Source organism: Saccharopolyspora terrae (genome assembly GCF_004348435.1).
In the GTDB taxonomy this organism is placed as follows: domain Bacteria; phylum Actinomycetota; class Actinomycetes; order Mycobacteriales; family Pseudonocardiaceae; genus Saccharopolyspora; species Saccharopolyspora endophytica.
Genome location: NZ_SMKS01000001.1, coordinates 87,286 through 109,024, shown reverse-complemented (window position 1 = coordinate 109,024; position 21,739 = coordinate 87,286). Strand labels below are relative to the sequence as shown.

At 71.2% G+C, this 21,739-nt stretch carries 22 protein-coding genes; 15 read left to right on the top strand and 7 right to left on the bottom strand.

Features of this window, described 5'->3' with window-relative positions:
* Positions 1-26: 26 nt before the first annotated feature.
* Positions 27-1,472, top strand: coding sequence for a MocR-like transcription factor YczR (gene yczR, locus E1181_RS00550; protein WP_132671858.1), 1,446 nt, complete (start codon positions 27-29; stop codon positions 1,470-1,472).
* Between the two features lie 386 nt (positions 1,473-1,858).
* Here the strand turns inward: yczR and E1181_RS00545 are convergent, their stop codons facing one another.
* Positions 1,859-2,842 (bottom strand): hypothetical protein, encoded by a 984-nt coding sequence (locus E1181_RS00545; RefSeq protein ID WP_132671857.1) that lies wholly within the window; start codon positions 2,840-2,842, stop codon positions 1,859-1,861.
* Between the two features lie 286 nt (positions 2,843-3,128).
* Here E1181_RS00545 and E1181_RS00540 point away from each other — a divergent pair, with 286 nt between their 5' ends.
* From E1181_RS00540 to E1181_RS00525, 4 genes are all read left to right on the top strand, one after another.
* Positions 3,129-4,286 carry a S8 family peptidase gene (locus tag E1181_RS00540; RefSeq protein ID WP_235875562.1) on the top strand — a complete coding sequence of 386 codons (1,158 nt, stop codon included), beginning with the start codon at positions 3,129-3,131 and terminating at the stop codon, positions 4,284-4,286.
* Between the two features lie 123 nt (positions 4,287-4,409).
* Complete coding sequence (locus E1181_RS00535; protein WP_132671856.1) at positions 4,410-4,994, top strand: RNA polymerase sigma factor; 585 nt, start codon at positions 4,410-4,412, stop codon at positions 4,992-4,994.
* Positions 4,991-5,464, top strand: coding sequence for a hypothetical protein (locus tag E1181_RS00530; protein ID WP_132671855.1), 474 nt, complete (start codon positions 4,991-4,993; stop codon positions 5,462-5,464). The genes E1181_RS00535 and E1181_RS00530 overlap by 4 nt, the downstream gene beginning before the upstream one ends.
* Positions 5,461-8,076 carry a CHAT domain-containing protein gene (locus E1181_RS00525; RefSeq protein WP_132671854.1) on the top strand — a complete coding sequence of 872 codons (2,616 nt, stop codon included), beginning with the start codon at positions 5,461-5,463 and terminating at the stop codon, positions 8,074-8,076. The genes E1181_RS00530 and E1181_RS00525 overlap by 4 nt, the downstream gene beginning before the upstream one ends.
* A 116-nt stretch (positions 8,077-8,192) precedes the next feature.
* Here the strand turns inward: E1181_RS00525 and E1181_RS00520 are convergent, their stop codons facing one another.
* Positions 8,193-9,362 carry a pyridoxal phosphate-dependent aminotransferase gene (locus tag E1181_RS00520; protein WP_132671853.1) on the bottom strand — a complete coding sequence of 390 codons (1,170 nt, stop codon included), beginning with the start codon at positions 9,360-9,362 and terminating at the stop codon, positions 8,193-8,195.
* Between the two features lie 279 nt (positions 9,363-9,641).
* Between E1181_RS00520 and E1181_RS00515 the strand changes: the two genes are divergently transcribed.
* The gene (locus E1181_RS00515; RefSeq protein ID WP_132671852.1) at positions 9,642-10,850 is read left to right on the top strand and encodes a DUF445 domain-containing protein; all 1,209 of its coding nucleotides are present in this window, start codon (positions 9,642-9,644) and stop codon (positions 10,848-10,850) included.
* A 42-nt stretch (positions 10,851-10,892) separates the two neighbouring features.
* On the opposite strand, the gene E1181_RS00510 is transcribed toward E1181_RS00515, so the two are convergent.
* The gene (locus E1181_RS00510; protein WP_132671851.1) at positions 10,893-11,438 is read right to left on the bottom strand and encodes a CGNR zinc finger domain-containing protein; all 546 of its coding nucleotides are present in this window, start codon (positions 11,436-11,438) and stop codon (positions 10,893-10,895) included.
* Positions 11,439-11,540: 102 nt separating this feature from the next.
* On the opposite strand from E1181_RS00510, the gene E1181_RS00505 reads away from it, so the two are divergent.
* The 6 genes from E1181_RS00505 to E1181_RS00480 all read left to right on the top strand — a co-directional run bounded on the left by E1181_RS00505 (position 11,541) and on the right by E1181_RS00480 (position 14,827).
* The gene (locus E1181_RS00505; RefSeq protein ID WP_207921946.1) at positions 11,541-11,921 is read left to right on the top strand and encodes a VOC family protein; all 381 of its coding nucleotides are present in this window, start codon (positions 11,541-11,543) and stop codon (positions 11,919-11,921) included.
* Positions 11,922-12,013: 92 nt separating this feature from the next.
* Entirely contained in the window at positions 12,014-12,430 is a 417-nt protein-coding gene (locus E1181_RS00500) for a helix-turn-helix domain-containing protein (RefSeq protein ID WP_132671849.1), read from the top strand.
* Positions 12,431-12,438: 8 nt separating this feature from the next.
* Positions 12,439-13,116: a hypothetical protein gene (locus E1181_RS00495; protein ID WP_132671848.1), complete on the top strand. Its 678-nt coding sequence runs from the start codon at positions 12,439-12,441 to the stop codon at positions 13,114-13,116.
* 117 nt (positions 13,117-13,233) lie between these two features.
* On the top strand, positions 13,234-13,518 hold the full coding sequence (locus E1181_RS00490) for a DUF2516 family protein (RefSeq protein WP_132621619.1): 285 nt from the start codon (positions 13,234-13,236) through the stop codon (positions 13,516-13,518).
* On the top strand, positions 13,518-14,258 hold the full coding sequence (locus E1181_RS00485; RefSeq protein ID WP_132671847.1) for an alpha/beta fold hydrolase: 741 nt from the start codon (positions 13,518-13,520) through the stop codon (positions 14,256-14,258). The genes E1181_RS00490 and E1181_RS00485 overlap by 1 nt, the downstream gene beginning before the upstream one ends.
* A 20-nt stretch (positions 14,259-14,278) precedes the next feature.
* Positions 14,279-14,827, top strand: a complete 549-nt coding sequence (locus E1181_RS00480; RefSeq protein ID WP_132671846.1) for a YbaK/EbsC family protein — start codon at positions 14,279-14,281, stop codon at positions 14,825-14,827.
* Between the two features lie 109 nt (positions 14,828-14,936).
* On the opposite strand, the gene purU is transcribed toward E1181_RS00480, so the two are convergent.
* The 4 genes from purU to E1181_RS00460 form a co-directional block, all read right to left on the bottom strand.
* Positions 14,937-15,815 carry a formyltetrahydrofolate deformylase gene (purU, locus tag E1181_RS00475; protein ID WP_408008901.1) on the bottom strand — a complete coding sequence of 293 codons (879 nt, stop codon included), beginning with the start codon at positions 15,813-15,815 and terminating at the stop codon, positions 14,937-14,939.
* Positions 15,816-15,841: 26 nt separating this feature from the next.
* Positions 15,842-16,567 (bottom strand): maleylpyruvate isomerase family mycothiol-dependent enzyme, encoded by a 726-nt coding sequence (locus E1181_RS00470; RefSeq protein ID WP_132671844.1) that lies wholly within the window; start codon positions 16,565-16,567, stop codon positions 15,842-15,844.
* 43 nt (positions 16,568-16,610) lie between these two features.
* On the bottom strand, positions 16,611-17,462 hold the full coding sequence (locus E1181_RS00465; protein ID WP_132671843.1) for a methyltransferase domain-containing protein: 852 nt from the start codon (positions 17,460-17,462) through the stop codon (positions 16,611-16,613).
* A gap of 79 nt (positions 17,463-17,541) precedes the next feature.
* Positions 17,542-18,060, bottom strand: coding sequence for a DUF2505 domain-containing protein (locus E1181_RS00460; RefSeq protein WP_132671842.1), 519 nt, complete (start codon positions 18,058-18,060; stop codon positions 17,542-17,544).
* Positions 18,061-18,097: 37 nt separating this feature from the next.
* On the opposite strand from E1181_RS00460, the gene E1181_RS00455 reads away from it, so the two are divergent.
* From E1181_RS00455 to E1181_RS00445, 3 genes are all read left to right on the top strand, one after another.
* A complete protein-coding gene (locus tag E1181_RS00455; protein ID WP_132672085.1) occupies positions 18,098-19,210 on the top strand; it encodes a UDP-N-acetylmuramate dehydrogenase in 1,113 nt (370 codons plus the stop codon).
* Between the two features lie 77 nt (positions 19,211-19,287).
* On the top strand, positions 19,288-20,295 hold the full coding sequence (locus E1181_RS00450; protein ID WP_132671841.1) for a chymotrypsin family serine protease: 1,008 nt from the start codon (positions 19,288-19,290) through the stop codon (positions 20,293-20,295).
* A gap of 276 nt (positions 20,296-20,571) precedes the next feature.
* Positions 20,572-21,711 (top strand): L,D-transpeptidase, encoded by a 1,140-nt coding sequence (locus E1181_RS00445; protein WP_132672084.1) that lies wholly within the window; start codon positions 20,572-20,574, stop codon positions 21,709-21,711.
* The last annotated feature ends 28 nt before the right edge of the window (positions 21,712-21,739 follow it).

Sequence of the window (21,739 nt, the reverse complement as noted above, 5' to 3'; positions counted from 1 at the left end):
ATAGCCAATCGAGCTATATTGGACCCATGTTGCCGACACCGGGCGCCCACATCTACGGCCAGAAGCTCGTCGACCTCCTCGGGGCCTGGCACGGCGCGTCACGGCCCTCCTCGCAGCTGCTCGCCGAGGGCGTTCGCCAGCTGGTGCTCGACGGACGGCTCCCGCCGGGAACCCGGCTGCCCGCCGAGCGGGAGCTCGCTGCCGCCCTCGACGTGAGCCGGACCCTGGTCGCCAGGGCTCTCGAGCGGTTGCGCGAGGACGACTTCGTGGCGAGTCGCCGAGGTGCCGGCTCGTGGGTGAAGCTGCCGGATTCGCGGCGGGGCAACGAGATGCACGGCGGCTGGTTCCCGTCCAACGACCCGGGCATGATCAACCTGGCCCAGGCGACCCCGGGAGCCCCGCCCGAGATGCGCGGAGCCGTGGAGCGCGCGCAGGTCCGCCTCGCCGAGCAGCTCGGCGACCACGGCTACCAGCCGCACGGGCTCCCCGCGCTGCGCACCCGCATCGCCGAGCGCTACACCGCGCGCGGTCTGCCGACCAACCCCGAGCAGATCCTGGTCACCAACGGCGCTCAGCACGCGTTCGCGCTGGTCCTGCGCGCAGTGGTCGCCCCGGGCGAGCGGGTCCTCGTCGAGCACCCCACCTACCCCAACGCCGTCGAGGCCCTGCGCGGCCACGGGGTGACCCCGGTGGCCGTGCCGATGACCGACGACGGCTGGGACCTGGAGCTGCTCAACGCCACGCTCCGCCAGACCGCGCCTCGGCTCGCCTACCTGATCCCCGACTTCCACAACCCCACCGGCGTGCGGCTGGACGCCGAAGGCCGGTCGCGGCTGGCGACGACCCTGGCGAGGACCTGCACGAACGCGGTCATCGACGAGACGCTGATCGACATCGATCTCACCGGGGAGGAACCCCCGCCGCCGATGGCGAGCTTCACCGAGCGCGCCATCACCATCGGCTCGGCGGGCAAGTCGTTCTGGGGCGGGCTGAGGCTCGGCTGGATCCGGGCGAGCGAGGAGTTCGTGCAGCGGCTGGTGCTCGGGCGCGCGGCCGTCGATCTGGGCACGCCGGTGCTGGAGCAGCTGGTGCTCGCGGAACTGCTCGACGACGCCGAACCGGTTCTGGCCCGGCGGCGGGAGGAAACCCGGCAGCGGCTCGACGTGTTGGTCGCCGCGCTTCGGGAACACCTGCCGGAGTGGCGTTTTCGCCTGCCCGACGGCGGGCTGTCGCTCTGGTGCGACGTCGGCGAACCCATCTCCAGCAGGCTGGCGGTCGCGGCCGAGGCGCACGCGGTGCGATTGGCGCCGGGCGCTCGCTTCTCGGTCAACGGATCGCTGGAGCGCTGGATCCGCGTGCCCTACACGTTGCCGGGTGAACGGCTGGTCGAAGCCATCCAGCGGCTCGCTGCGGCAGCGGGTTCGGTGCGGCCAGGACCAGCACCGAACCCGCTCACCGTTCCGATCGCCTGAAGCTGACACCCCTCGTGGAAAGCTTCAGGCCCGCGCCGGGTGGAATCCGTGCGAAATCCCGTGCGGATCCCGCACGGATCCCACCCAGGAGTAGTAGTCGGCCGCCCGTCGGCACGGCCCCTCGACGTGCCGACGGGCGGTTCGACCAGAGGGCGCCGCCCCGGCGCCGCAGGGGCAATCGCGGCACCGGGGCCAGGGCCCAGTCCTGTGCTTTCAGCAGGTCAGAGACGCTTAATCAGCGATGTTCTTGATCGACGCTGCCGGACAGGCTGGTGGCGCCCCGGTCCGATCCGGTCGGGCGCAGGCGTCCGGATCGGAGTTCATCGGGTGGTGTTGACACCAGAGTCACCGCAGAAGCGGTGATGCGCAGGCCGGAACGGCCGCGATCAGTCAGGCGACGCCGTGGTTTCGGCCGATCGGGTGCTGACGTTCGGTCCGATGTCGCGCTGAGCCACCAGGATGGCAGCGGTGCCCGAGAGATCGGGTGCGGTGGGCAGGATGGCGTGCGCTTGGCGCAGGCCACCGACACCACCGGCGCTCGCCGCGGTCAGCGAGCTCGCGGGAGGCGAGCAGGGAGAGGGCACGGCAGGGCTCGGACCGCCCGACGGGTCGCCGTCCGGCGCTTCGTCCGCATCAGGTGCCCGGGGCCGTGCGTCATCGCGAGCGGAGCCGGTTCCCGACGCCTCCACCGATTTGCGGACCGTCGGCCCCGTGAAAACGGCGCTGGACGGTGCGTTCGACTGCTCGTCGGCGACGGCGTGGGTGTTCTTGTGACGTGCGCTGTTGCCCTTGCCCAGCGAGTCGTGCTCGTCCGGGGAGGCGGAGTTCGCGTGGGAAGAGGAGGTCGCGTGGGCCGAGCTCCCGTTGGACGAGGAGCTGGCGTTCGCTGAGGCGTTGCCGTTCGACGTCGCGTTCGTGTCGGCGTTCGCCGAGGCGTTGCCGGTGTCGGGGGCCGCTGGAGCGGTGACTGCTGGAGCGGTGACTGCCGGTTCGGCGGGCGCGGCCTTATCCGGTTTCGCCGGTTCGACCTTCTCGGGCCTTTCCGCCTGAACCTTTTTCGGCGGGTCGGGCTTCTCGGTCTCGACCGCCTTCTGAGGCTGGGTGCTCTTCTGCTGGGAGGCCTTCTCGGCGGGCTTCGACGATTTTCCGGAGCCCGAGCCCTTGGCCTTTGATCCGGAAGGGTGATCACCGGAGTCGGGCTTGCTCGATGCCGATGCCGAAGCGGACTGCGATACGCCCGGTTTGTCGGCGTGCGCATTCTCGCCGGCCGAAGCCGCGGTCGCACCGCCGACCATCACTCCCAGGCACAAACCGCTGAAGAGCGAGGCCTTGACCAGGAACGCAGCGGTGCGCGAACGGGGACCGCGCACTGCGCGAATTCCCTTCACGGTCACCACCGCCAATTCCGGTCGAGTCGCGCCGCGTGGCGCGGTGGAGCAACGGTTGCGCCATGATCGGCGCCTCCGGATGACATTCAACCACCCCAGGGGGCGATTTCGGACCACCTTGAGCGACGATCACGACAGTTGGGCCAGCATTCTCCATGCATTTGGAGGACTCCGGAAGGGGCCAAATGTTGTCGGAAGGGGTGATCCCCTTTCCCCGAAGGGGTCTCGTCCGCTGTGGACCTAGCCCGAAAGCGGCACAGTGTCCGCTGTGGATCAGGATCAGAATCAGGAACGGCTGGGTCTAGCCGAACTCCATCGCATCTGGACGTCCTACGGGCACGAGATGCTGCTGCACGATCCCGGCGGCGATGGCGAATGCCTGGTCAGGCGCGGTGAATTGCTGGCCCCGGCGGACTCGCTGGACCCGGTGCTCGACCGGTACCGCAGGTGGATCGATCGGGTGCACCACGACGAAGACCTGCTGCTCGCCCGAATTCGGCTCCGCGATGCCGAACGCGACCACTGCGTCGACCTGGCCGGAGAGTGCGCGGGCGCCTCGGTGAACAACGTCCACGTCGGCAGTCCGGTCATGTTCGGAACGCCGGTGATGTTCGGAACCGGGCAGAAACCGGAGTTCACCCATCCGGTCGCAGAGCCACCTTCGGCCGAATGGGAACCACCGGTGTTCGTCGGCGTGCTCGACACCGGTTGCGACCCGCACCCCTGGTTCAGCGGCCGCCCCGGGTTCGAAGCGGCCCCGGAGGAATTGGACGCCGATGATGATTCCGGTCAGGACCGGCAAGCCGGGCACGGCACGTTCGTCAGCGGAGTCGTCCTGCAGCACGCCCCGGGCGCGGTCATCCGGCCCAAGCGCGTGCTGTCCTCGCTGGGATTCACCGACGACTGCACCGTCGCCTCCGGCCTGCGCGCCCTGCGGCGTTCGGCCCAGCGCCGGGGCGAGCCCGTCGACGTGGTCGTGCTGACCTCCGGCTGCCACACCGCCGACGACCGCTGCCCGGAGGTCCTGGCCTCAGCGCTGCGCGCGATGGACCCGGCCGTCGTGGTGGCCGCGGCCGGCAACCACGGCCGGACCCGGCCCTTCTGGCCCGCCGCGATGCCCGAGGTGCTGGCGGTCGCCGCGACCGGGGCCGACGGCAAGATCGCCTCGTTCTCCAACACCGGCGACTGGGTCGACGCCGCGGCACCGGGCGTGGACGTGCGCAGCTGCTTCGTCCGGATGGCGCCGGGCGGCGCCCGCGACTTCGGCTACGCGCGCTGGAGCGGGACGTCCTTCGCCGCTCCCAGGGTCGCCGCCGTGATCGCCACCGCCCTGCAGGGGGATCGGGACCCCGCGCGGGCCCGCGAACTCGTCGAGCACTGCTACCCGTACGCCACCGCACTGCCCGAGCCCGTCGCGGCCGAGTGATCCGGTACCGCATTTCTTGACCCGATCGTGGGGTATCCAGCGCCAACTGAATCTTTGAGCACCCCTTCGTCCTCTTACTCGGTGGGAAGGAAGAGAGATCACCGAGCTCCGGAGGTGCTGGTCGTGTACGAGGTCGGGGAAGCCGGTCCGGCTGCGGTGCTGCTGAATCGGGTGGCGTCCGGGGACGAACAGGCGTGGCGGGAACTGGTGGACCTGTACACGCCGGTGATCTGGGGTGTCTCGCGGGCGTACGCCGGCAACACCGCGGACGCCGAGGACGTCTGCCAGGCGACCTGGTTGTCGTTGGCGGAGAACCTCGAACGGCTCCGCGAGCCCGACGCCCTGCCCGGCTGGCTGGTCACCACCGCCAGACGGGAGGCCATCCGGTTGCGCCGCGCGCGGTCGCGGGAAGCGCCCGTCGGCCTGGACACCGATCACCTGGGTGCGACCGAGCACTCCGAGGCCGCCGAGAAGCTGGCGCTGCGCGTGGTCTCCGGTACCCGGTTGGCGCAGGCGTTCGGCGCGTTGCCGCAGCGCTGCCAGCAGCTGCTGCGGGTCCTGGCCGTCGCGCCGGAGACGACCTACGCGCAGGTCAGCGAGGCGTTGGGGATACCGAGAGGAACGATCGGACCGAAGAAGAGCCGGTGCCTGGCCGAGCTGCGCAGGCGGCTGGTCAGCGCCGAGCTGCCCGAGGAGGTGGCGGGATGAAGCAGCGGATTCCGGCGGAACTGCGCCGACTGCGCGAACTGTTCCAGACCCAGGACCCGGTCCCGGACCGAGTGCTGGCCGGCTCGTACGCGGCGGTCGCGATGCGCGCGGCCCGCGGCGACCGGGGCGAGCTCAAGCTCGTCGGCGACTCCGCGGACGAACGCGTCGGCGTGCGGGCCGGCGGCTCGCAGTCGCGCGTGCTGACCTTCGCGATGCCCGGCCGGGTGTTGGAGATGGACGTGGTGCCCACGGCGGCCGGACTGGTCCGGGTGTCCGGGATGGTGCTCAACCGGTCCGGCCAGGCACCGCCGACCGGCGAGGTCGTGGTGCGGCACCCGTCCGGCGAGCGCAGCGGGGAGCTGGACCGGGACGGCGCGTTCCAGGTGGCCGACGTGCCGCGCGGCCCGGTGAGCGTGGTGTTCCGCCCAGAGCGGGCCGAGCCCGCCATCGCGGATTGGCTGGTCTGTTGAGCGCGGCGACGGCGGTGGCACCGCCGGATGCGGCGATCGAGGCCGCGCTGCGCTGGCGCGACGAGGCGACCGTGGCACCGCAGGACGCGATGCGGCAGGCCGAGCGGCTGCTGTCGGGTGCGGCTCCCGACGGTGAGCTGCGGGTGCTGGCCCGGCACATCGCCGCGCTGGCGGCGGTCGAGCTCGGCCGGGTCGACGAGGCCCGCAGGCACGTGCGGCTCGGGCTGTCCACCGCGCAACGCGGTGGCTTGTCCAAGCGGGCCGCGCAGCTGCAGCTGACCCTGGCGTGGATCGAGCTGGAACGAGGCGCCACCGGTGCGAGCTGGGCGAACCTGGCCGCCGCCGAACCGCACCTGCCCGCCGAGGACCGGCCCAGGGCGACGTGCCTGCGCGGGTTGCTGCACTGCCAGCGCGGTCACCACCGGGACGCGAGGCTGCGCCTGACCAGCGCGTTGGTACACCTCGACGGCGACAGGCGGTGGAAGGCCAACGCGCTGCTCGGTCGGGGCCTGGCCAACCTCTACACCAACAGGTTGGAGGAGGCCGAGCAGGACCTGGCCGACGCCGAGCGGATCTTCATCGCCGACGGTCGCGGTGCGCGCGCCGCCGGGTGCCGGCACAACCGGGGCTGCGTGGCGTTCCGGGCGGGCGATCTGCCCCGGGCGCTGCGGCTGTTCGAGCAGGCGGTGGCGGCCGGACTCGACGTCACCGCGAACCCGGAAGCGCTGGTGGACCGGGGTGAAGCGCTCGCGGCGGCGGGATTGACCCGGCACGCCCGCGCGGTGATGGAGCAGGCGTCGCAGCGCCTGGCCGCCACCGGACGGCAGGGACGTCTCGCCGAAACCCGGCTCGCGCTGGCCGAATGCGCGCTGCGCGATGGCGACCCGGCCGCGGCAGCGGAGGCGGCGAGCGCGGCGAGGCGGTTGTTCCGCGGCCAGAAGCGGCCCGCGTGGGCGGCGCTGGCCTCGGCGATCGTGTGGCAGGCCAAGCTGCGGTCCGGGCAGAACACGCGGTACGCCCTGTCGGCGGCGCGGCGGGCGGCCAACGCGTGCGAGGACTTCGGGTGGCGCGCGGCCGCCGCCGAGCTCCGGCTCACCGCCGGGCGCACCGCGCAGCTGGCGGGCCTGACCTCGGTGGCGCGCAAGCTGCTCGGGCGCTGCGCTGATCTGCGCGAGCTCGCCGTGCCACCGCAGCTGCGATCCCTGGGCTGGTTGGCCGAGGCGCTGCTCGCCGAGCAGGAGGGCAACACCGCCCGGCTGCTGCGGGCGTGCCGCGCCGGGCTCAAGGCCGTCGACGGGCAGGCCGCCGGCATGGCCGCTTTCGAGATGCGGGTGCACGCACTCGGACTGGGCGACGAGCTCGGCGCTGTCGCGGTGCGCGCCGCGCTGCGCATCGGCGACCCGCAGCTGGTGCTGCGCTGGACCGAACGCTCCCGGGCCAGCGCGTTGCACCGCCGGGCGCTGCGACCGCCGTCGGATCCGCAGCTGAACGCGGCCCTGGTCCGGCTGCGCGGTGCGGTGCTCGACGCGCAGCGCGCGGCGGACCCGAAGCGGGCCATGAACACCGTTGCCGAGCTGGAAGAACAGGTGCGGCACCAGGCGATGCTGGTGGAGGGCCGCACCGATCGGCTGCGGGCGCCGGCCGAGATCGGCGAGATCAGCGCCGAACTCGGCGACGCCGTCCTGCTGAGCCTGTTCTCCGAGAACGGCAGGCTCTTCGCGGTGTCCATCGTGGACGGTGAGGCCGCGCTGCACGTGCTCGGTCCGGAGGCCTCGGCGGAGAGCCAGGCCGTCCGCCTCCGCCACCTGCTCGCACGGCAGGCGTGCGGCGTGGACTCCCGCGCGGCCCCGATGTTCGAGCACGGGGTCGAGCTGGCCGCGGCCGAACTCCAAGCGCAGCTGCTGGCACCCGTCCTCCCAGCCCTGAAGCGGGGACGCGAACTCGTCGTGGTGCCGACCGGTCGGCTGCACCTGCTGCCGTGGGCCGCGCTGCCCGCGTGCCGGGGCAACCCGGTCACGGTCAGCCCGTCGATCCGCTGCTGGCTGGGCGGTGCCGAGCGGGCGCGCGCGGCGAATCCGGCCGGTGGCAAGGCGTGGATCGCCGGGCCGCGCCTGGACCACGCCGAACGCGAGGTCCGCACGCTGCACCACCGCGGCGGCGGGTGGCTGCTCACCGGGTCGGCCGCGAGAACCGACCGGGTCCTGTCCGCATTGGACGGAGCTCGCGTCGCGCACCTGGCGGCGCACGGCCACTTCCGCGACGACCAACCGCTGCTGTCCTGCCTGGACCTGGACGACGGCCCGCTCTACGCGCACGACCTCGACGGGCTCCGCCGCAGCCCCACCACGGTGGTGCTGTCGGCCTGCGACGTCGGGAAGTCCGCGATCAGCAGGGGCGATCAGCTCAGCGGGCTGACCGCGACCCTGCTGGACCGGGGCACGGCGACGGTGATCGCCAGCGTCGTCCCGGTCCCCGACGAGCGGACCGTGGAGGTGATGCTGACGCTCCACGACCGACTCGACGCAGGCCTGCCACCTGCCGCTGCCCTGGCCGAAGCCCAAGCGGGGCACGGCGAATCCGGGTTCATCTGCATCGGGTACGGAGGTGGGTGAGGACCAGGTGTTGTTCAAGAACGCGGCGGAGCCGCTGTCTCAGATGTGGGACTCAGCTCGCACCGCCGCGGGTTCTGACACCCGCACCGCCAAGCAAAGCGGTTCCTCCACGAGCTCTACCGCAGCTTGTGCAGCCGGCGGATGCCTTCGTCGAGGACCTCGTCCTTCTTGCAGAACGCGAAGCGGACCAGGTGCTGGAAGTCGCCCGGGTTGTCGCAGAACACCTGCACCGGGATCGCGGCGACACCGACGCGCTCGGGAAGCGAGCGGCAGAAGTCGGCCCCGTCGGTGAAGCCCAGCGGGCGCACGTCGGCGCAGATGAAGTAGGTGCCCTCGCTGTCGAGCACGTCGAACCCGGCTTCAGCGAGGCCGTCGGACAGCCGGTCCCGCTTGCGCTGCAGGTCGGCGCGCAGCTGGTCCACCCAGGCCAGCTCGTTGCGCAGCGCGTGCGCGACGGCCGGCTGGAACGGCGCGCCGCCGACGAAGGTCATGAACTGCTTGGCGGCGCGCACGGCCGAGACCAGCTCGGACGGGCCGCAGACCCAGCCGATCTTCCAGCCGGTGGCGCTGAAGCTCTTGCCCACGCTGGAGATCGACACGGTCCGCTCGGCCATGCCCGGCAAACCGGCCAGCGGGTGGTGCGCGCGCCCGTCGAACAGCAGGTGCTCGTAGACCTCGTCGGTGACCGCGACGACGTCGTTGTCCCGGCAGACCTCGGCGATCGCGGCCAGCTCGTCATCGGTGAACACGGTGCCGGTCGGGTTGTGCGGCGAGTTGAGGATCAGCGCCCGGGTCTGCGGGCCGACGACTGACCGCAGCTGGTCGAGGTCGAGCTCGAAGCGGTGGTCGGGCCCCTGGCGCAGGCCGACGGTCTTGCGCACGCCGCCAGCCATGGCCACCGCGACCGGGTAGGAGTCGTAGTACGGCTCGACGAGCACGACCTCGTCACCGGGCTCGACCAGCGCCATCATCGTCGCGGTCAGCGCCTCGGTGGCGCCGACGGTGACCAGGACTTGGCCTTCCGGGTCGTACTCGGTGCCGTAGCGGGCGGCGCGGTGCTCGCTGATCGCCGCGCGCAGCTCGGGCTCACCGGCTCCCGGCGGGTACTGGTTCACGCCGCTGGCGATCGCTTCCTGCGCGACCCGCAGCATGCTCTCCGGGCCGTCGGTGTCGGGGAATCCCTGGCCGAGGTTGACCGCGCCGGTGCGGCGGGCCAGCTCGGTGATCTCCGCGAAGATCGTGGACGTGAACGGCCGGAGGCGGGAGGTCAAAGCAGGAGTGCGCACGCCTCCGGATGCTAATGCATCGGACGAAGCCCGTGACCAGCGTTTTAGCGCGGCCGGTGGTCGTCTTGCGCAGTGGAACCCGGGGGCGCGCCGACGCGCCCTCGCCGACGCCCGTCCGCACCGAACAGCCGCTCGCGGCGGCTCCGCCGGGTCGTCGTGGCTGCTGTTAGCAAGGCCACGTGGTCGCGTTCGCCCCGGTTCGCCCGGAAACGCTGCAACAATCGATGCGTGCACCCCTCATCGGTTCCCGACTCGGAAAAGCGCCGGAGTCTTCGGCGGATGAAGACCGTCGCCACCGCATTCCTGCTGGTGGCGGCAGCGGTCTACTTCTTCGCTCGCTGGCAGGAGACCGCCGGAGCCGGGCCGTGGGTGGGCTACGTCCGAGCCGCCGCGGAGGCGGGCATGGTCGGTGCGCTGGCGGACTGGTTCGCGGTGACCGCGCTGTTCCGGCGCCCGCTGGGCCTGCCGATCCCGCACACCGCGATCATCCCGACCCGCAAGGACACCATCGGCCGCAGCCTCGGTGACTTCGTCGGCACCAACTTCCTCGCCGAGAACGTGGTGCGGGACAAGCTGCGCAGCGCGGGCATCAGCCGCCGGGTCGGGCTCTGGCTCGACGACGCCGATCACGCCGAGCGCGTCACCTCCGAGCTGGCCACCGCCGTGCGCGGTGCCGTTCAGGTGCTCCGCGACGACGACGTGCAGGCGATCATCGAGCACGGTGTCGTGCGCAAGTTGGTCGACCAGCAGTGGGGTCCGCCGTTGGGGCGGATCCTGGGCCAGGTCTTCACCGACGGCTCGCACCACAAGCTCGTCGACCTGGTCTGCGACCGCGCCTACGACTGGGTGCGCGACAACCACGAGACCGTGCTGCGGGTGGTCAGCCAGCGTGCGCCGTCGTGGTCGCCGAAGTTCGTCGACGCGATGCTGGCCGACAAGATCTACGCCGAGGTGCTCTCGTTCGCGTGGGCGGTGCGGACCGACCCCGAGCACCCGATGCGCCAGGCCGTGGACCGCTTCCTGGTCGAGTTCGCGCACGACCTGCAGCACGACGAGAAGACGATGGCCAAGGCCGAGCAGATCAAGCACCAGGTGCTGGAGCACCCCGAGGTGCAGAACCTGGTGTCCTCGGCGTGGGGCACGGCCAAGAAGATGCTGCTCGACGCCGCGGAGGACCCCTCCAGCGAGCTGCGCGTGCGGGTCCGGGACGGTCTGCGCTCGCTCGGCGCCCGGCTGCACACCGAGCCCGAGCTGCGGGAGAAGGTCGACGGCTGGCTGGAAGGCGCCGTGACCTACGTGGTGTCGAACTACCGCGACGAGCTGACCACGCTGATCACCGACACGGTGGAGCGCTGGGACGCCCAGGAGACCTCGCGCAAGATCGAGCTGCAGGTCGGTCGCGACCTGCAGTTCATCCGCATCAACGGCACCGTCGTCGGAGCCCTCGCGGGTCTGGCGATCTACGCGATCTCGGACCTGCTGTTCTGACGCACCGCCTGCGAGCGGTGGTCGTGAGGCCGGCGCGGGTTCTCAAGCGGGCGTGTGCCTTTCACGCCAGGAGCGGGCCTTCTCGCGGTTGCCGCAGACGCGCATCGAGCACCAGGTGCGCGATCTGTTGCGCGATCGGTCGTAGAACGCCCACAGGCAGTCCTCGGCCGGGCAGATCTTGATCCGGTCCCAGTGCTCGGTGTGCACCAGCCGCGTGGCGGCGACCAGCACGCTGCCCAGCGCGTCCACCCCGACCAGCGAGGGGATGCCGTTGCGCAGCTGTATCTGCACGGGCCACGTTGTGTTCGCCAGGCCGGAGGGGCGCATCCCGTAGGTCACCGCCGACCGCATCGTGTCTCGGATTTCGCGGGCGGCTTCGACTTCGGAAGCCACGACCAGACCGCGTTCGGTGCACCACCGCTGCCATCGGACGTGATCGTCGAGGACTTCGGTGCCCTTCTCGGCGTCGCACGTGTTGAGGAAGGCCAGGACTAGCTCGATGTCGTGGTCGAAGTCGAGTTCGACCGCCTCCAGCACAGGCGCACGGCCCACTTCCGGAGCGACAGCTCTGCTGTTCACGGACACCATCGTAAGCCAGTAGGGGGTTGCGGCCGACCCCTGTAACCAGCATTCTGCTTCTTGACGGTTAGTAACCACCAACACGATGAGACCGGTTTGAGAGGGAGTTCGATGAGTGCGTTGAAGCTCGCCGCGTACGCGATCGACTGCGCCGACCCGCGTCGGCTCGCCGAGTTCTACGGGCGGCTGCTGGGCTGGCAGATCGACGAGGAGGAGTCCGGGGATCGCTGGGTGGAGCTCGCCGATCCCGCTGGTGGCGCCCCGCTGGCCTTCCAGCTCGACCCCGATCACCGGCCGTCGACCTGGCCCGATCGGGAGGTTCCGCAGATGGCGCACCTCGACGTCCGGGTGGACACGCTCGACGAGGGTCACGAGCGGGCGATCGGCGCCGGTGCGGTGCAGCTGCCGCAGCCGCCCGACCAGCTCGACGCGAGCTTTCGGGTTTACGTCGATCCAGAAGGTCACCCCTTCTGCATGTGCGCAGCTCAGTAGGCTTGTCGACCGAGCGCAGCAGGGTGTTAGCTGGGTGCTTGCAAGAGTTAGCACTCGGCGTTATGGTGGGTCGTGAGCCGGAGAGGTGCCCGATGGAACGCATGGACAAAGCCGTCCCCAAAGCCGTGAACCAGGCGGTCAGCGACCTCGGGAGCTACATCCGGACCCAACGCAACAACGCGCAGATCTCGTTGCGACAGCTGGCGAAGCTGGCCGGCGTGTCCAACCCGTATCTGAGCCAGGTGGAACGCGGACTGCGCAAGCCGAGCGCGGAAATCCTGCAGCAGATCGCCAAGGGGCTGAGGATTTCCGCCGAGGCCCTCTACGTGCAGGCCGGAATCCTGGAAAGCCGCGAGTCCGGGCCCGTGGTCGACGCCGTCCTCGCCGACCCGGAGCTCAACGAGCGGCAGAAACAAGTCCTCCTGGACATCTACTCCTCGTTCCGTCGCGAGCAGGACGCGGCGGAGGACGGGGACGCCAACGGGAACACCCACCAACCCGAGGAGTGAATCGCGAGATGCCGACTTTCCCCAAGACCGACGACGTCAACAAGGCCTTCAAGGACGGCGTCGATCAGGCCCGCACCCCGCTGCTGGCCGCTCTCGGCGCCGGTGACCTCGCCGCGCAGGCCGTGCTGGACGCCGTGAACAAGTTCCGCACCCAGGTCAACGAGCGCACCGAGTCCGCCAAGGCCGAGCTGCCCAAGGACTTCAGCGAGTTCAAGGCCAAGCTGGACCCGTCCGAGGTCCGCAAGCAGCTGGAGACCTACGGCGAGACCGCCAAGAAGATCTACGACCAGCTCAGCGAGCACGGCGAGGAGACCTTCAAGAAGCTGCAGGACTCCTCGCAGGTGAAGAAGGTCCGCGAGCAGGTCGGCACCGCTCAGGGCCGGGTCGAGGACACCGTCGGCGACGTGCGCGGCCTGGCCGACGACGTGCTGGGCAGGGTCACCCGCACCTTCGCCAAGGACGAGGCCGAGGCTCCGAAGACCGAGACCGCCCAGGCCGAGTCCACCAAGGCGGAGACCGCCCAGTCCGAGACGGTCCAGACCGAGACCGCCACCGAGAAGCCCGCCGCTGAGCAGCCCGCGCCCAAGCCGGCTGCGGCGAAGGCCACCCCGGCGGCCAAGGCGACGGCCCCCAAGGCCACCCCCGCCGCCAAGAAGTCGACCACCACCAAGACCAGCGGCAACTGATCACCGCGAACACCGGTCCCGGTACCCGATGCGGGTGCCGGGACCGGTCGCTGTGAAGGTGGGTGCTTTCCGCGTTGACTAGCACGTAAGGTGGGGAACGTGGGTTTTTCGAGCGGAATGCCGCTGTACTGGTGGATCCTGACTGTCATCTGGGTCGTGGGCATCCCGGTCGGTGTGTTCGCGTTCGTGCACGCCGCGCTGCAGCGCGCGGATGCCTTCACGGCCGCGGACAAGCTGAACAAGCTGGCCTGGATGGGGATCACCGGTGCCGCCGCGCTCCTGCTGATCCTCGACATGCGCGGCCCCTACGGGATCATCTGGATCGCCGGTCTGGTGGCCGCCCTCGTCTACATCGTCGACGTCCGTCCCAAGGTGAGGGAAGTCCAGGGGCGGTCCTGGTAGTGCACGCCCGCTGGCGGGTGCTCGGCAACGGCACCCCGGTGACGCTGGTCGTGCACGGACTCGGTGCGACCGAGGGCGAGGCGCGCATTCCCGCTTCCGGGCTGCGCGGCACCCGGGTCGTGGTGACCCTGCCCGGCCACGGCTCCGCGCCGGACGCCCCGGCCGGCTACTGGAACTACGGTTCGGTCGCTTCCGACGTGCTCGCGGTCGCCGACGAGGTCGGCGCGACCCAGGCCGTCGGCGTCTCGCTCGGCGCGGGTGCTCTGACCCGCATCGCCGCCGAACGCCCGGACCGCTTCGAGCGCTTGGCGCTGCTGCTCCCGGCCGCTCTGGACCGTCCCCGCGAACCCGCTGCGGCCTGGGCCTACGAGCGCCTGGCGGCAGCGGTCGCCGCTGACGACGGCGGGGCGAGCCTGCACGAGGTGCTGGCCGCGGAGATCCCGCCGGGCGTCGAGGTCGGCGACCACCTCGACCAGCGGGCCCGGGCGCTGTCCCGGCTCCCCGAGGCGCTGCGCGACCTGCCCGAGCAGGTCCCGGTCCCCGACGCGGGCGCGCTGTCGGACGCGGTCGCGGAGGTCCTGGTCATCGGCGCCACCGACGACCCGATGCATCCCGCCTCGGCGGCGAAGGCGACCGCTGCGGCGTTCCGCTCCGCGCGGCTGGAGCTGCTGGAATCGCGGGCTCCGATGCTCACCCACCGCAGGCAGCTGCGGGACCTGCTGACGAACTTCCTGCGCTGAGCGCTCTATCGTGGGCGACCATGGGTTTCGATTGGTCCGCTGCCGCGGGAAAGCTGGAAGTCACGACGGCGCTGGAACGGCTCGACCTGCTGGCCGACCCGGTCGCCGAGGTCGTGCGCTCGCTCGGTGACGACCGGGTCGGTGCCACCGAGATCGACCCGGAGCTCGCCGACACCGCCGCGTTCTGCGAGGAGTACGGGTCGCCGCTGGAGCGGTCGGCCAACTGCGTGGTGGTCGCGGGCAAGCGCTCCGGCGAGGTCCGCTACGCGGCCTGCGTCGTGCTGGCCACCACCCGCGCCGACGTCAACGGCGTGGTCAAGCGCCGCCTCGACGTGCGCAAGGCGTCCTTCGCGCCGATGGACGAGGCGGTGTCGCTCACCGGCATGGAGTACGGCGGGATCACCCCGTTCGGGCTCCCGGACTCGTGGCCGATCTTGATCGACCCGAGGGTGGTCGAGGCGGGCGCGGTCGTCGTCGGGAGCGGCCTGCGCCGGAGCAAGATCGTCACCCCGGCGGACGCCCTCACCGCGCTGCCCGGAGCGGAGCTCGTCGAAGACCTCGCCCGCTGATGCCCCTCGGCCGCTGCTGAACTGCGGTTCGCCCCTGGGCGGTTCTGGTCCGAACCACTCGGACCAGAACGACCCGCTGGCTACGTTCCGCGAGACGCGAAGGCGTGGCTCAGAAGACGACGGTGCGCTTGCCGTGGACCAGGACCCGGTCCTCCACGTGCGCGCGCAGACCGCGGGCCAGGACCATCTTCTCGATGTCGCGGCCCTTGCGGACCATGTCGGTGACGTCGTCGGTGTGGTCGATGCGGATCACGCCCTGCTCGATGATCGGGCCCGCGTCGAGCTCCGCCGTCACGTAGTGGCAGGTCGCGCCGATCAGCTTCACGCCGCGCTCGTACGCCTGGTGGTACGGCCGGGCGCCCGCGAACGAGGGCAGGAAGCTGTGGTGGATGTTGATGGCCTTGCCCGCCCACCGGTCGCACAGCTCCGGCGGCAGCACCTGCATGAACCGCGCCAGCACGATCGCGTGCGGGTCGTGCTCCTCCGCCAGTGCCCTGACCTGATCGAACGCGGCGGCCTTGGATTCGGGGTCCTTGCTGAAGGGCACGTGGTGGAACGGGATGCCGTGCGCCTCGGTGATCGGCCCGAGCTCCGGGTGGTTGCCGATCACCGCGCACAGCTCGACGTCCAGCTCCCCGGACCCGACGCGGCCCAGCAGGTCGTGCAGGCAGTGCGCCTCCTTCGACACCAGCACGACGACCCGCCGCCGCTCACCGGTGTCCCAGACCCGCCACTCCGCGCGGTCGCTGAGCTCCTCCGCGACGGCCGCGAAGCGTTCGCGCAGCTCGTCGATGCCGAAGGGCAGCGAGTCCGCGCGCACCTCCTGCCGGGTGAAGAACCAGCCGGTCGCGGTGTCGGTGTGGTGACCGGCCTCGACGATCCAGCCGCCGAACTCGGCCAGGAATCCGGAGACCCGGGCGACGATCCCGGTGCGGTCGGGGCAGCCGAGGCTGATGACGAAGCGGCGTTCGGAAGAGCTCACGACCATGATTGTCGCAGGTGGGGTGGGTTACATCAGCGTCCGGCCGCCACTCCGGCGAGTGCCGCGTCCCCGGTGACCAGCGCCGAACTAGGACGTCCCCACACCCGGCGGTAGAGGGCGTCGGCGGTGCCCGCCGCGGTCGCGTCGGTTTCCAGCCCGGCGTCCGACGGAGCGCCCGTCGTGGGCGGTTCGCCCGGCCGGTAGGTCACCAGCCAGGCCCGACCGGCGTCGGCCGCGTGGTACAGCACTGTGCCGCGGTGCTCGCGAGTCGTCCAGTCGCCCAGCGGCAGCAGCTTCGTCAGCATCTCGTCGATGCCGTCGGCCGCCAGCTCGGGGTCGAAGACCAGGTCGCCGCCCTGGCCGAGGACGAGTTCGACGTCGAGCCGGTGGATCGCGGTCTCGTGCGCGACCCGGCGCGCCCACCCGGCCGGGGTCCCGCCGGCGAAGATCGCGTACACCGGGAGGTCGGGGTCCACCGTGGACAGCTGGGTGCGCAGGTCGGTGCGGAGTTCGTCCCACCAGGACAGCGCGGCGTCGAAATCCGCCGGCGCTTCGGGTGCTCGCGGTCTGCTGCCGCCGCGTTCGAGCTTCAGCGACTCCCGCGCCCGCCAGTAGGCCTGCGCGACGTGCCCGGTCAGCCGCCGGACGTCCCAGCCCGGGCAGGTGGGCACGGCGACGTCCGGGCCGGCCTTGAGCACCGCGCGGCGGAACGCCTCCGCCTGCTCGTGGAACGCGTCGAGGTGGAAGTCGAGATCCATGCCCCCATTAAAGGTGCTGAGCCCGTGGTGCGAAACGGAAATCTCACACCTGCGGGGCGACCGCCGTCCAGGGGACGGTGAGCTCGCCGAGGCGCCAGCGGGGGTGCCGGTCGAGGACCGGCCACCGCTCGGCGAACAGGCGCGCCGCGTGCGCCCAGCGGGCTCGGGGACCGAAGGTGGCGTGCGGCGCGGCCTTCGCCCAGCAGACGTCGAGGTCGCTGAGCAGATCGTGGATCCGTTCACCGGGGACGTTGCGGTGGATCAGCGTCTTGGGCAGGCGTTCGGCCAGGTCGGAGGGCTTGTCGATGTCGGAGGGCAGGCAGGCCAGGGTGAGCGTGCGGGGCCCTTCCCGGGTGAGCGTCACCCAGCAGCAGCGGCGGCCGATCTCGTCGCAGGTGCCTTCGACGAGCAGTCCGCCCGGTGCCAGCCGGGAGCACACCTCGTCCCAGGCCTTCCACGCCTCGGGTTCGGTGTACTGGCGCAGCACGTTGAGCGCGCGGATCAGCGCGGGGCCCGGGAAGTCGCGGATGCCCGCCGCGAGCCCGGCGAGTTCGAAGCCGCCGCGCCGGAATTCCAGTCGGGGCGGATCGGCCACGGCCTTGCCCGCCGCCACCCGATCGGGGTCGATCTCCAGGCCGACGACCCGCAACCGCGGGTGCAGTCCGGACAGCCGCTGCGCGAGCTCGACGGTGGTCGTCGGGGTGGCGCCGTAGCCGAGGTCGATGACGACCGGCTCGACGGCGTGGCGCACCGCGCGCGCCACCCACGGGGTGCCTGCGATCCAGCGGTCGATGCGGCGCAGCCGGTTCGGGTTGGTCGTGCCGCGCGTCGGCACGCCCATCGCGCGGGCGCGACCTGCGGCGAGCCGGGGATTGCGCTTCTTCGGGACGTTCATCGCGGGAGCGGCGGGGCTTCGAGGTGAGCGCCCGAGCGGGTTTCCCCCACCGCCGCGCGGCGGGACGTCGCAGCGCTCATCAGCCGTGCTGGACCAGCCAGGCGGCGGTGAAGTTGTCCTCGTCGACCAGCATCTTCTGCACCTGGTCGACGACGAGGTCTTCGAGCTTGCCGGAGACGAACGGGACGGTGACCTTGACCGAGCCCTCCACGACGAGTTCGCTGACCGCGGTGCCGGTCGGCGCCACGATGTCGCGCAGCCACATCGAGCCGGTGATCGAGCACGGCGCTCCGGCGACCTCCGCGGCGATCTCGCCCGTGTAGTGGCCGTCCTCCTCGCGCCGCCAGGACTCGCTGCGGTCGATGAGCAGGTCACCGCCGACGACCGTGCGGGCCAGCGACGGCAGCTTGTCGACGGGGACGCCCTGGCGGGTCTGGAAGCGCGCGCCGTCCTCGGTGCCCACGTGCTGCACGAGGGTCGCGGTGGAGCCGCCGAGCTCCTCCAACCGGGCTGCGAGGTAATCGGAATCGATCAGCGCCCGGTACACCTCGACGGCGGACCGTTCGGAGGTGCTGCGGTGCTCGATGCGGCGTGCCATGCAGCGGAGGTTACCTTTGGCAATCGTGAGTGCCTCTATGTCCGGTGCCGAAGAAGTGCGCGAGAACACTGCCCTGCCTGGTGAGCGGCCGGGCGGTGGGTCGCCGCTGGCCGAGTTCACCACCCTGCGACTCGGTGGCCCGGCGACCGGTCTGGTGGTCGCCACCAGCGACGACGCGCTGATCGACGCGGTCCGCGCGGCCGACGGGAACGGCCACCGGCTGCTGGTGCTCGGCGGCGGGTCCAACCTGGTCGTCGCCGATGAGGGCTTCGACGGACACGCCGTGCGCATCGCCACCAAGGGCCGCGAGTACGACAACGTCGGCGACGGGATCGTCCAGCTCACCGCGGAGGCGGGCGAGGACTGGGACGACGTGGTCGCCGACTCGGTCGAGCAGGGCTTGGGCGGGCTGGAATGCCTCTCCGGCATCCCGGGCCTGGCCGGCGCGACCCCGGTGCAGAACGTCGGCGCTTACGGCGTGGAGGTCTCCGAGCTGCTGGTCTCGGTGGACCTGCTGGACCGGGCGACCGGGCGGGTGCGCACCGTGCGGGCCGCCGACCTGGGGCTGACCTACCGCAACAGCGTGCTCAAGCACAGCGACGCCGCAGTGGTGCTGCGCGCCCGCTTCCAGCTGCACGACAGCGGGCTGTCGGCGCCGATCCGCTACGCCGAGCTCGCCCGCGCCCTGGGCGTCGAGCCCGGTGAGCGGGTCGACGCGGCGAAGGCGCGGCACGCGGTGCTGGAACTGCGGCGCGGCAAGGGGATGGTGCTCGACCCCGCCGATCACGACACCTGGAGCGCGGGTTCGTTCTTCACCAACCCGATCATCGCCGAGGCCGAACTGCCGGACGTGATCGCGCGCATCGCCGCGCAGGTCGGCGCGGACCAGCGGATCCCGCAGTACCCGGCGGCGGGCGGCGGGAAGCTGTCGGCGGCCTGGCTGATCGAGCGCGCGGGCTTCGCCAAGGGCCACAGCGGTCCGGGCGGGCGCGTCGGGCTGTCCTCCAAGCACACGCTGGCGCTGACCAACCGGGGCGGCGCCACCACCGCTGATCTGCTGGAACTCGCCCGCGAGGTCCGCGACGGCGTGCGCTCGGCGTTCGGCGTCACCCTCGTTCCCGAGCCGGTCATGGTCGACTGCGAGATCTGACTAGCGGCCGTAAGGGTGACGCTTAGTGACCGATCGATAACCCTGAGTGTTAAATGGTGTGGGTGGAGGGGGCCACCATGTTGAGCATCAGGGAACTCCGGGATCGGGCGGTGATCCGCCCGATCAAGCGCGCGGTCGAAGATCAGCTGCTCGATCTGCCCGGCGTGACGGGCGTGGACATCGGCAGCAGGACGCGCGCGGGCGCCCGCCTCCGGGAGCAGGTCATCGTCGTGTCGGTCGCGGGCAAGCGGCCGCGGGACGCCCTCGGCCGCGACGACTGCGTGCCCGAGGAGGTCTTCGGCATCCCCACCGACGTCGTCGAGGAGCAGCCGGTCCTGCAGCACATCCACCGCGCGTGCGGCGAACCGCTGCGGTGGCCCACCCGGACCATCGGCTCCGACGGCGGCAGCGCGGGATGCCCGACTCGGGCGGTGCGCGGAGGCAGCGGTCTGGCGCCCTGCCGAGCGGTCCGGCTGGAGTCCGGCGAGTACCGCCGCGTCGGCACCCTCGGAGTGCTCGTGACCAGCGATTCCGCCGAGCCGATGGGGTTGACTACCTTCGACGTCGGCTGTCTGGACGACGCCTGGTCGGTGGGTGACCGGATGGCCGACGCCGACAGCGGGAGGGTGCACGCCGAGCTCGCGCGGGCGGCGCTGTCCGGCCGGGTCGATGCCGCCGCGGTCAGCCTCGTCCCGGGCCTGGCGGCGTCCCCCGAGGTCGGCGGGCTGGGGCCGGTGACCGGCCGCGCTCGCGCGTACCCGGGTGAGCTGGTCCGCAAGCACGGTTTCGGCACCGGTCTCACCGACGGCTTCGTGACCTCGGTCGACGCCACCATCCGCGTGGACCACGGCGAGGCGCTGGGAGTGCGGGTGCTGCGCGAGCAGATCCGCATCGCCACCGACCGGCCGCGCTTCTGCGGTCCCGGTGACGCGGGCGCGGCGGTCCTCGACCCGGGCGGCCGGCTTGTGGGCCTGCACGTCGCGGGTGCTTCCGGCGGCGCGATCGGTTACGCGACGCCCATCGGCGACGTTCTCGCCGAACTCGACGTCCGGCTCAATCCGCAATCGCAGCCGCTCGGCGTGTGAGCAGTATTTCGCGCGAATTGTCTTCGCTTTTCCGGCCGAACGGCATTCGCGCGGAATGCGCGCATTTCGGGCCGGTTGACGTGCGGTTCAGCGTTTGTGATGCGATGCACAGCGAGGTTCGGACATCTTTTCGGTCCCTCGCACGTCTCTCTTGGTGGGGGCGAGGGAAAACCGTCGGCTGAAGGAGAAGTGGGCCGGTTCCCGCTTTTTCGGCGATGTCCCTTTCGTCATGGTTTGACTCAATTTCAGAGAGGATTCTTCAAAGTGAGTGGTGTGATGCGGCTGCCGTGGCGCGTGTTGTTGGGGGCGCTGGCGGCCGTCCTGCTGATCTCGGGCTGTTCCGCGCAACCGCCGGGCCGGTCCGAACCCGCTCCGCCGGTCGCCGCGGTCCACTTCGAACCGGGTGCCGGTGCGGGCGAGGTCAGTCCGACCGCTCCGATCAAGGCCGCGGTCGAGCAGGGCCGCTTCGAATCCGTCCAGCTGACCAACGCCGACGGCAAGGCCGTCGCAGGGCAGCTGTCCGCGGACGGCAAGACGTGGCAGGCCTCCGAGGCGCTCGGTTACGGCAAGGACTACACCTGGTCGGGCCAGGCCGTCGGCACCGACGGGAAGAAGGCGCCGGTGCAGGGCTCCTTCCGGACCGTGCAGCCGAAGAAGACGGTCCGGGCGACCGTGAACCCGACCGATGACGCCCAGGTCGGCGTCGCGATGCCGATCAGCGTCAAGTTCGACGAGCCGGTCAAGGACAAGGCGGCGGCCGAGCGCGCGCTGAGCGTGCAGACCTCCAGGCCGGTCGAGGGCTCGTGGGCGTGGCTGTCGGACAAGCAGGTCGACTACCGGCCCAAGGAGTACTGGCCGGCCAACACCCACGTGACCGTCAAGGCCGATCTCTACGGCGTGCCCTACGGCAACGGCGTCTACGGCCTGGCCGACCTGACCAGCGAGTTCGACATCGGCCGCGCGCAGATCGTCAAGGCCGCGGTGGGCACCCACCAGATGGTCGTGATGCGGGACGGGCAGCAGGTCGCCAGCTACCCGGCCAGCTTCGGCGAGGAGTACGACCCGGGGCGCAACACCCCGAACGGCACCTACATCGTGATGCAGAAGAACCCGGTCGAGATCATGGACAACCCGCGCTACGGCTACCACGACGTGCGCAAGACCTGGGCCGCTCGGTTCTCCAACCACGGCGAGTTCATCCACGAGAACCAGGAGAACGCCGCCGCTCTGGGCAAGGTGAACAACTCGCACGGCTGCATCAACCTCAGCGCCGCCGACGCCAAGACCTACTACGACAGCGCCCTGCTGGGCGACCCGGTCGAGGTCACGGGCTCGGCCAGTGCGATGGAGCCCCGCTACGACGTCTACGACTGGATCCTCACCTGGGACCAGTGGAAGGCGAAGTCCGCTCTGTAGTCGGTGCGTTCGTTCTGCGTCGCGGTTG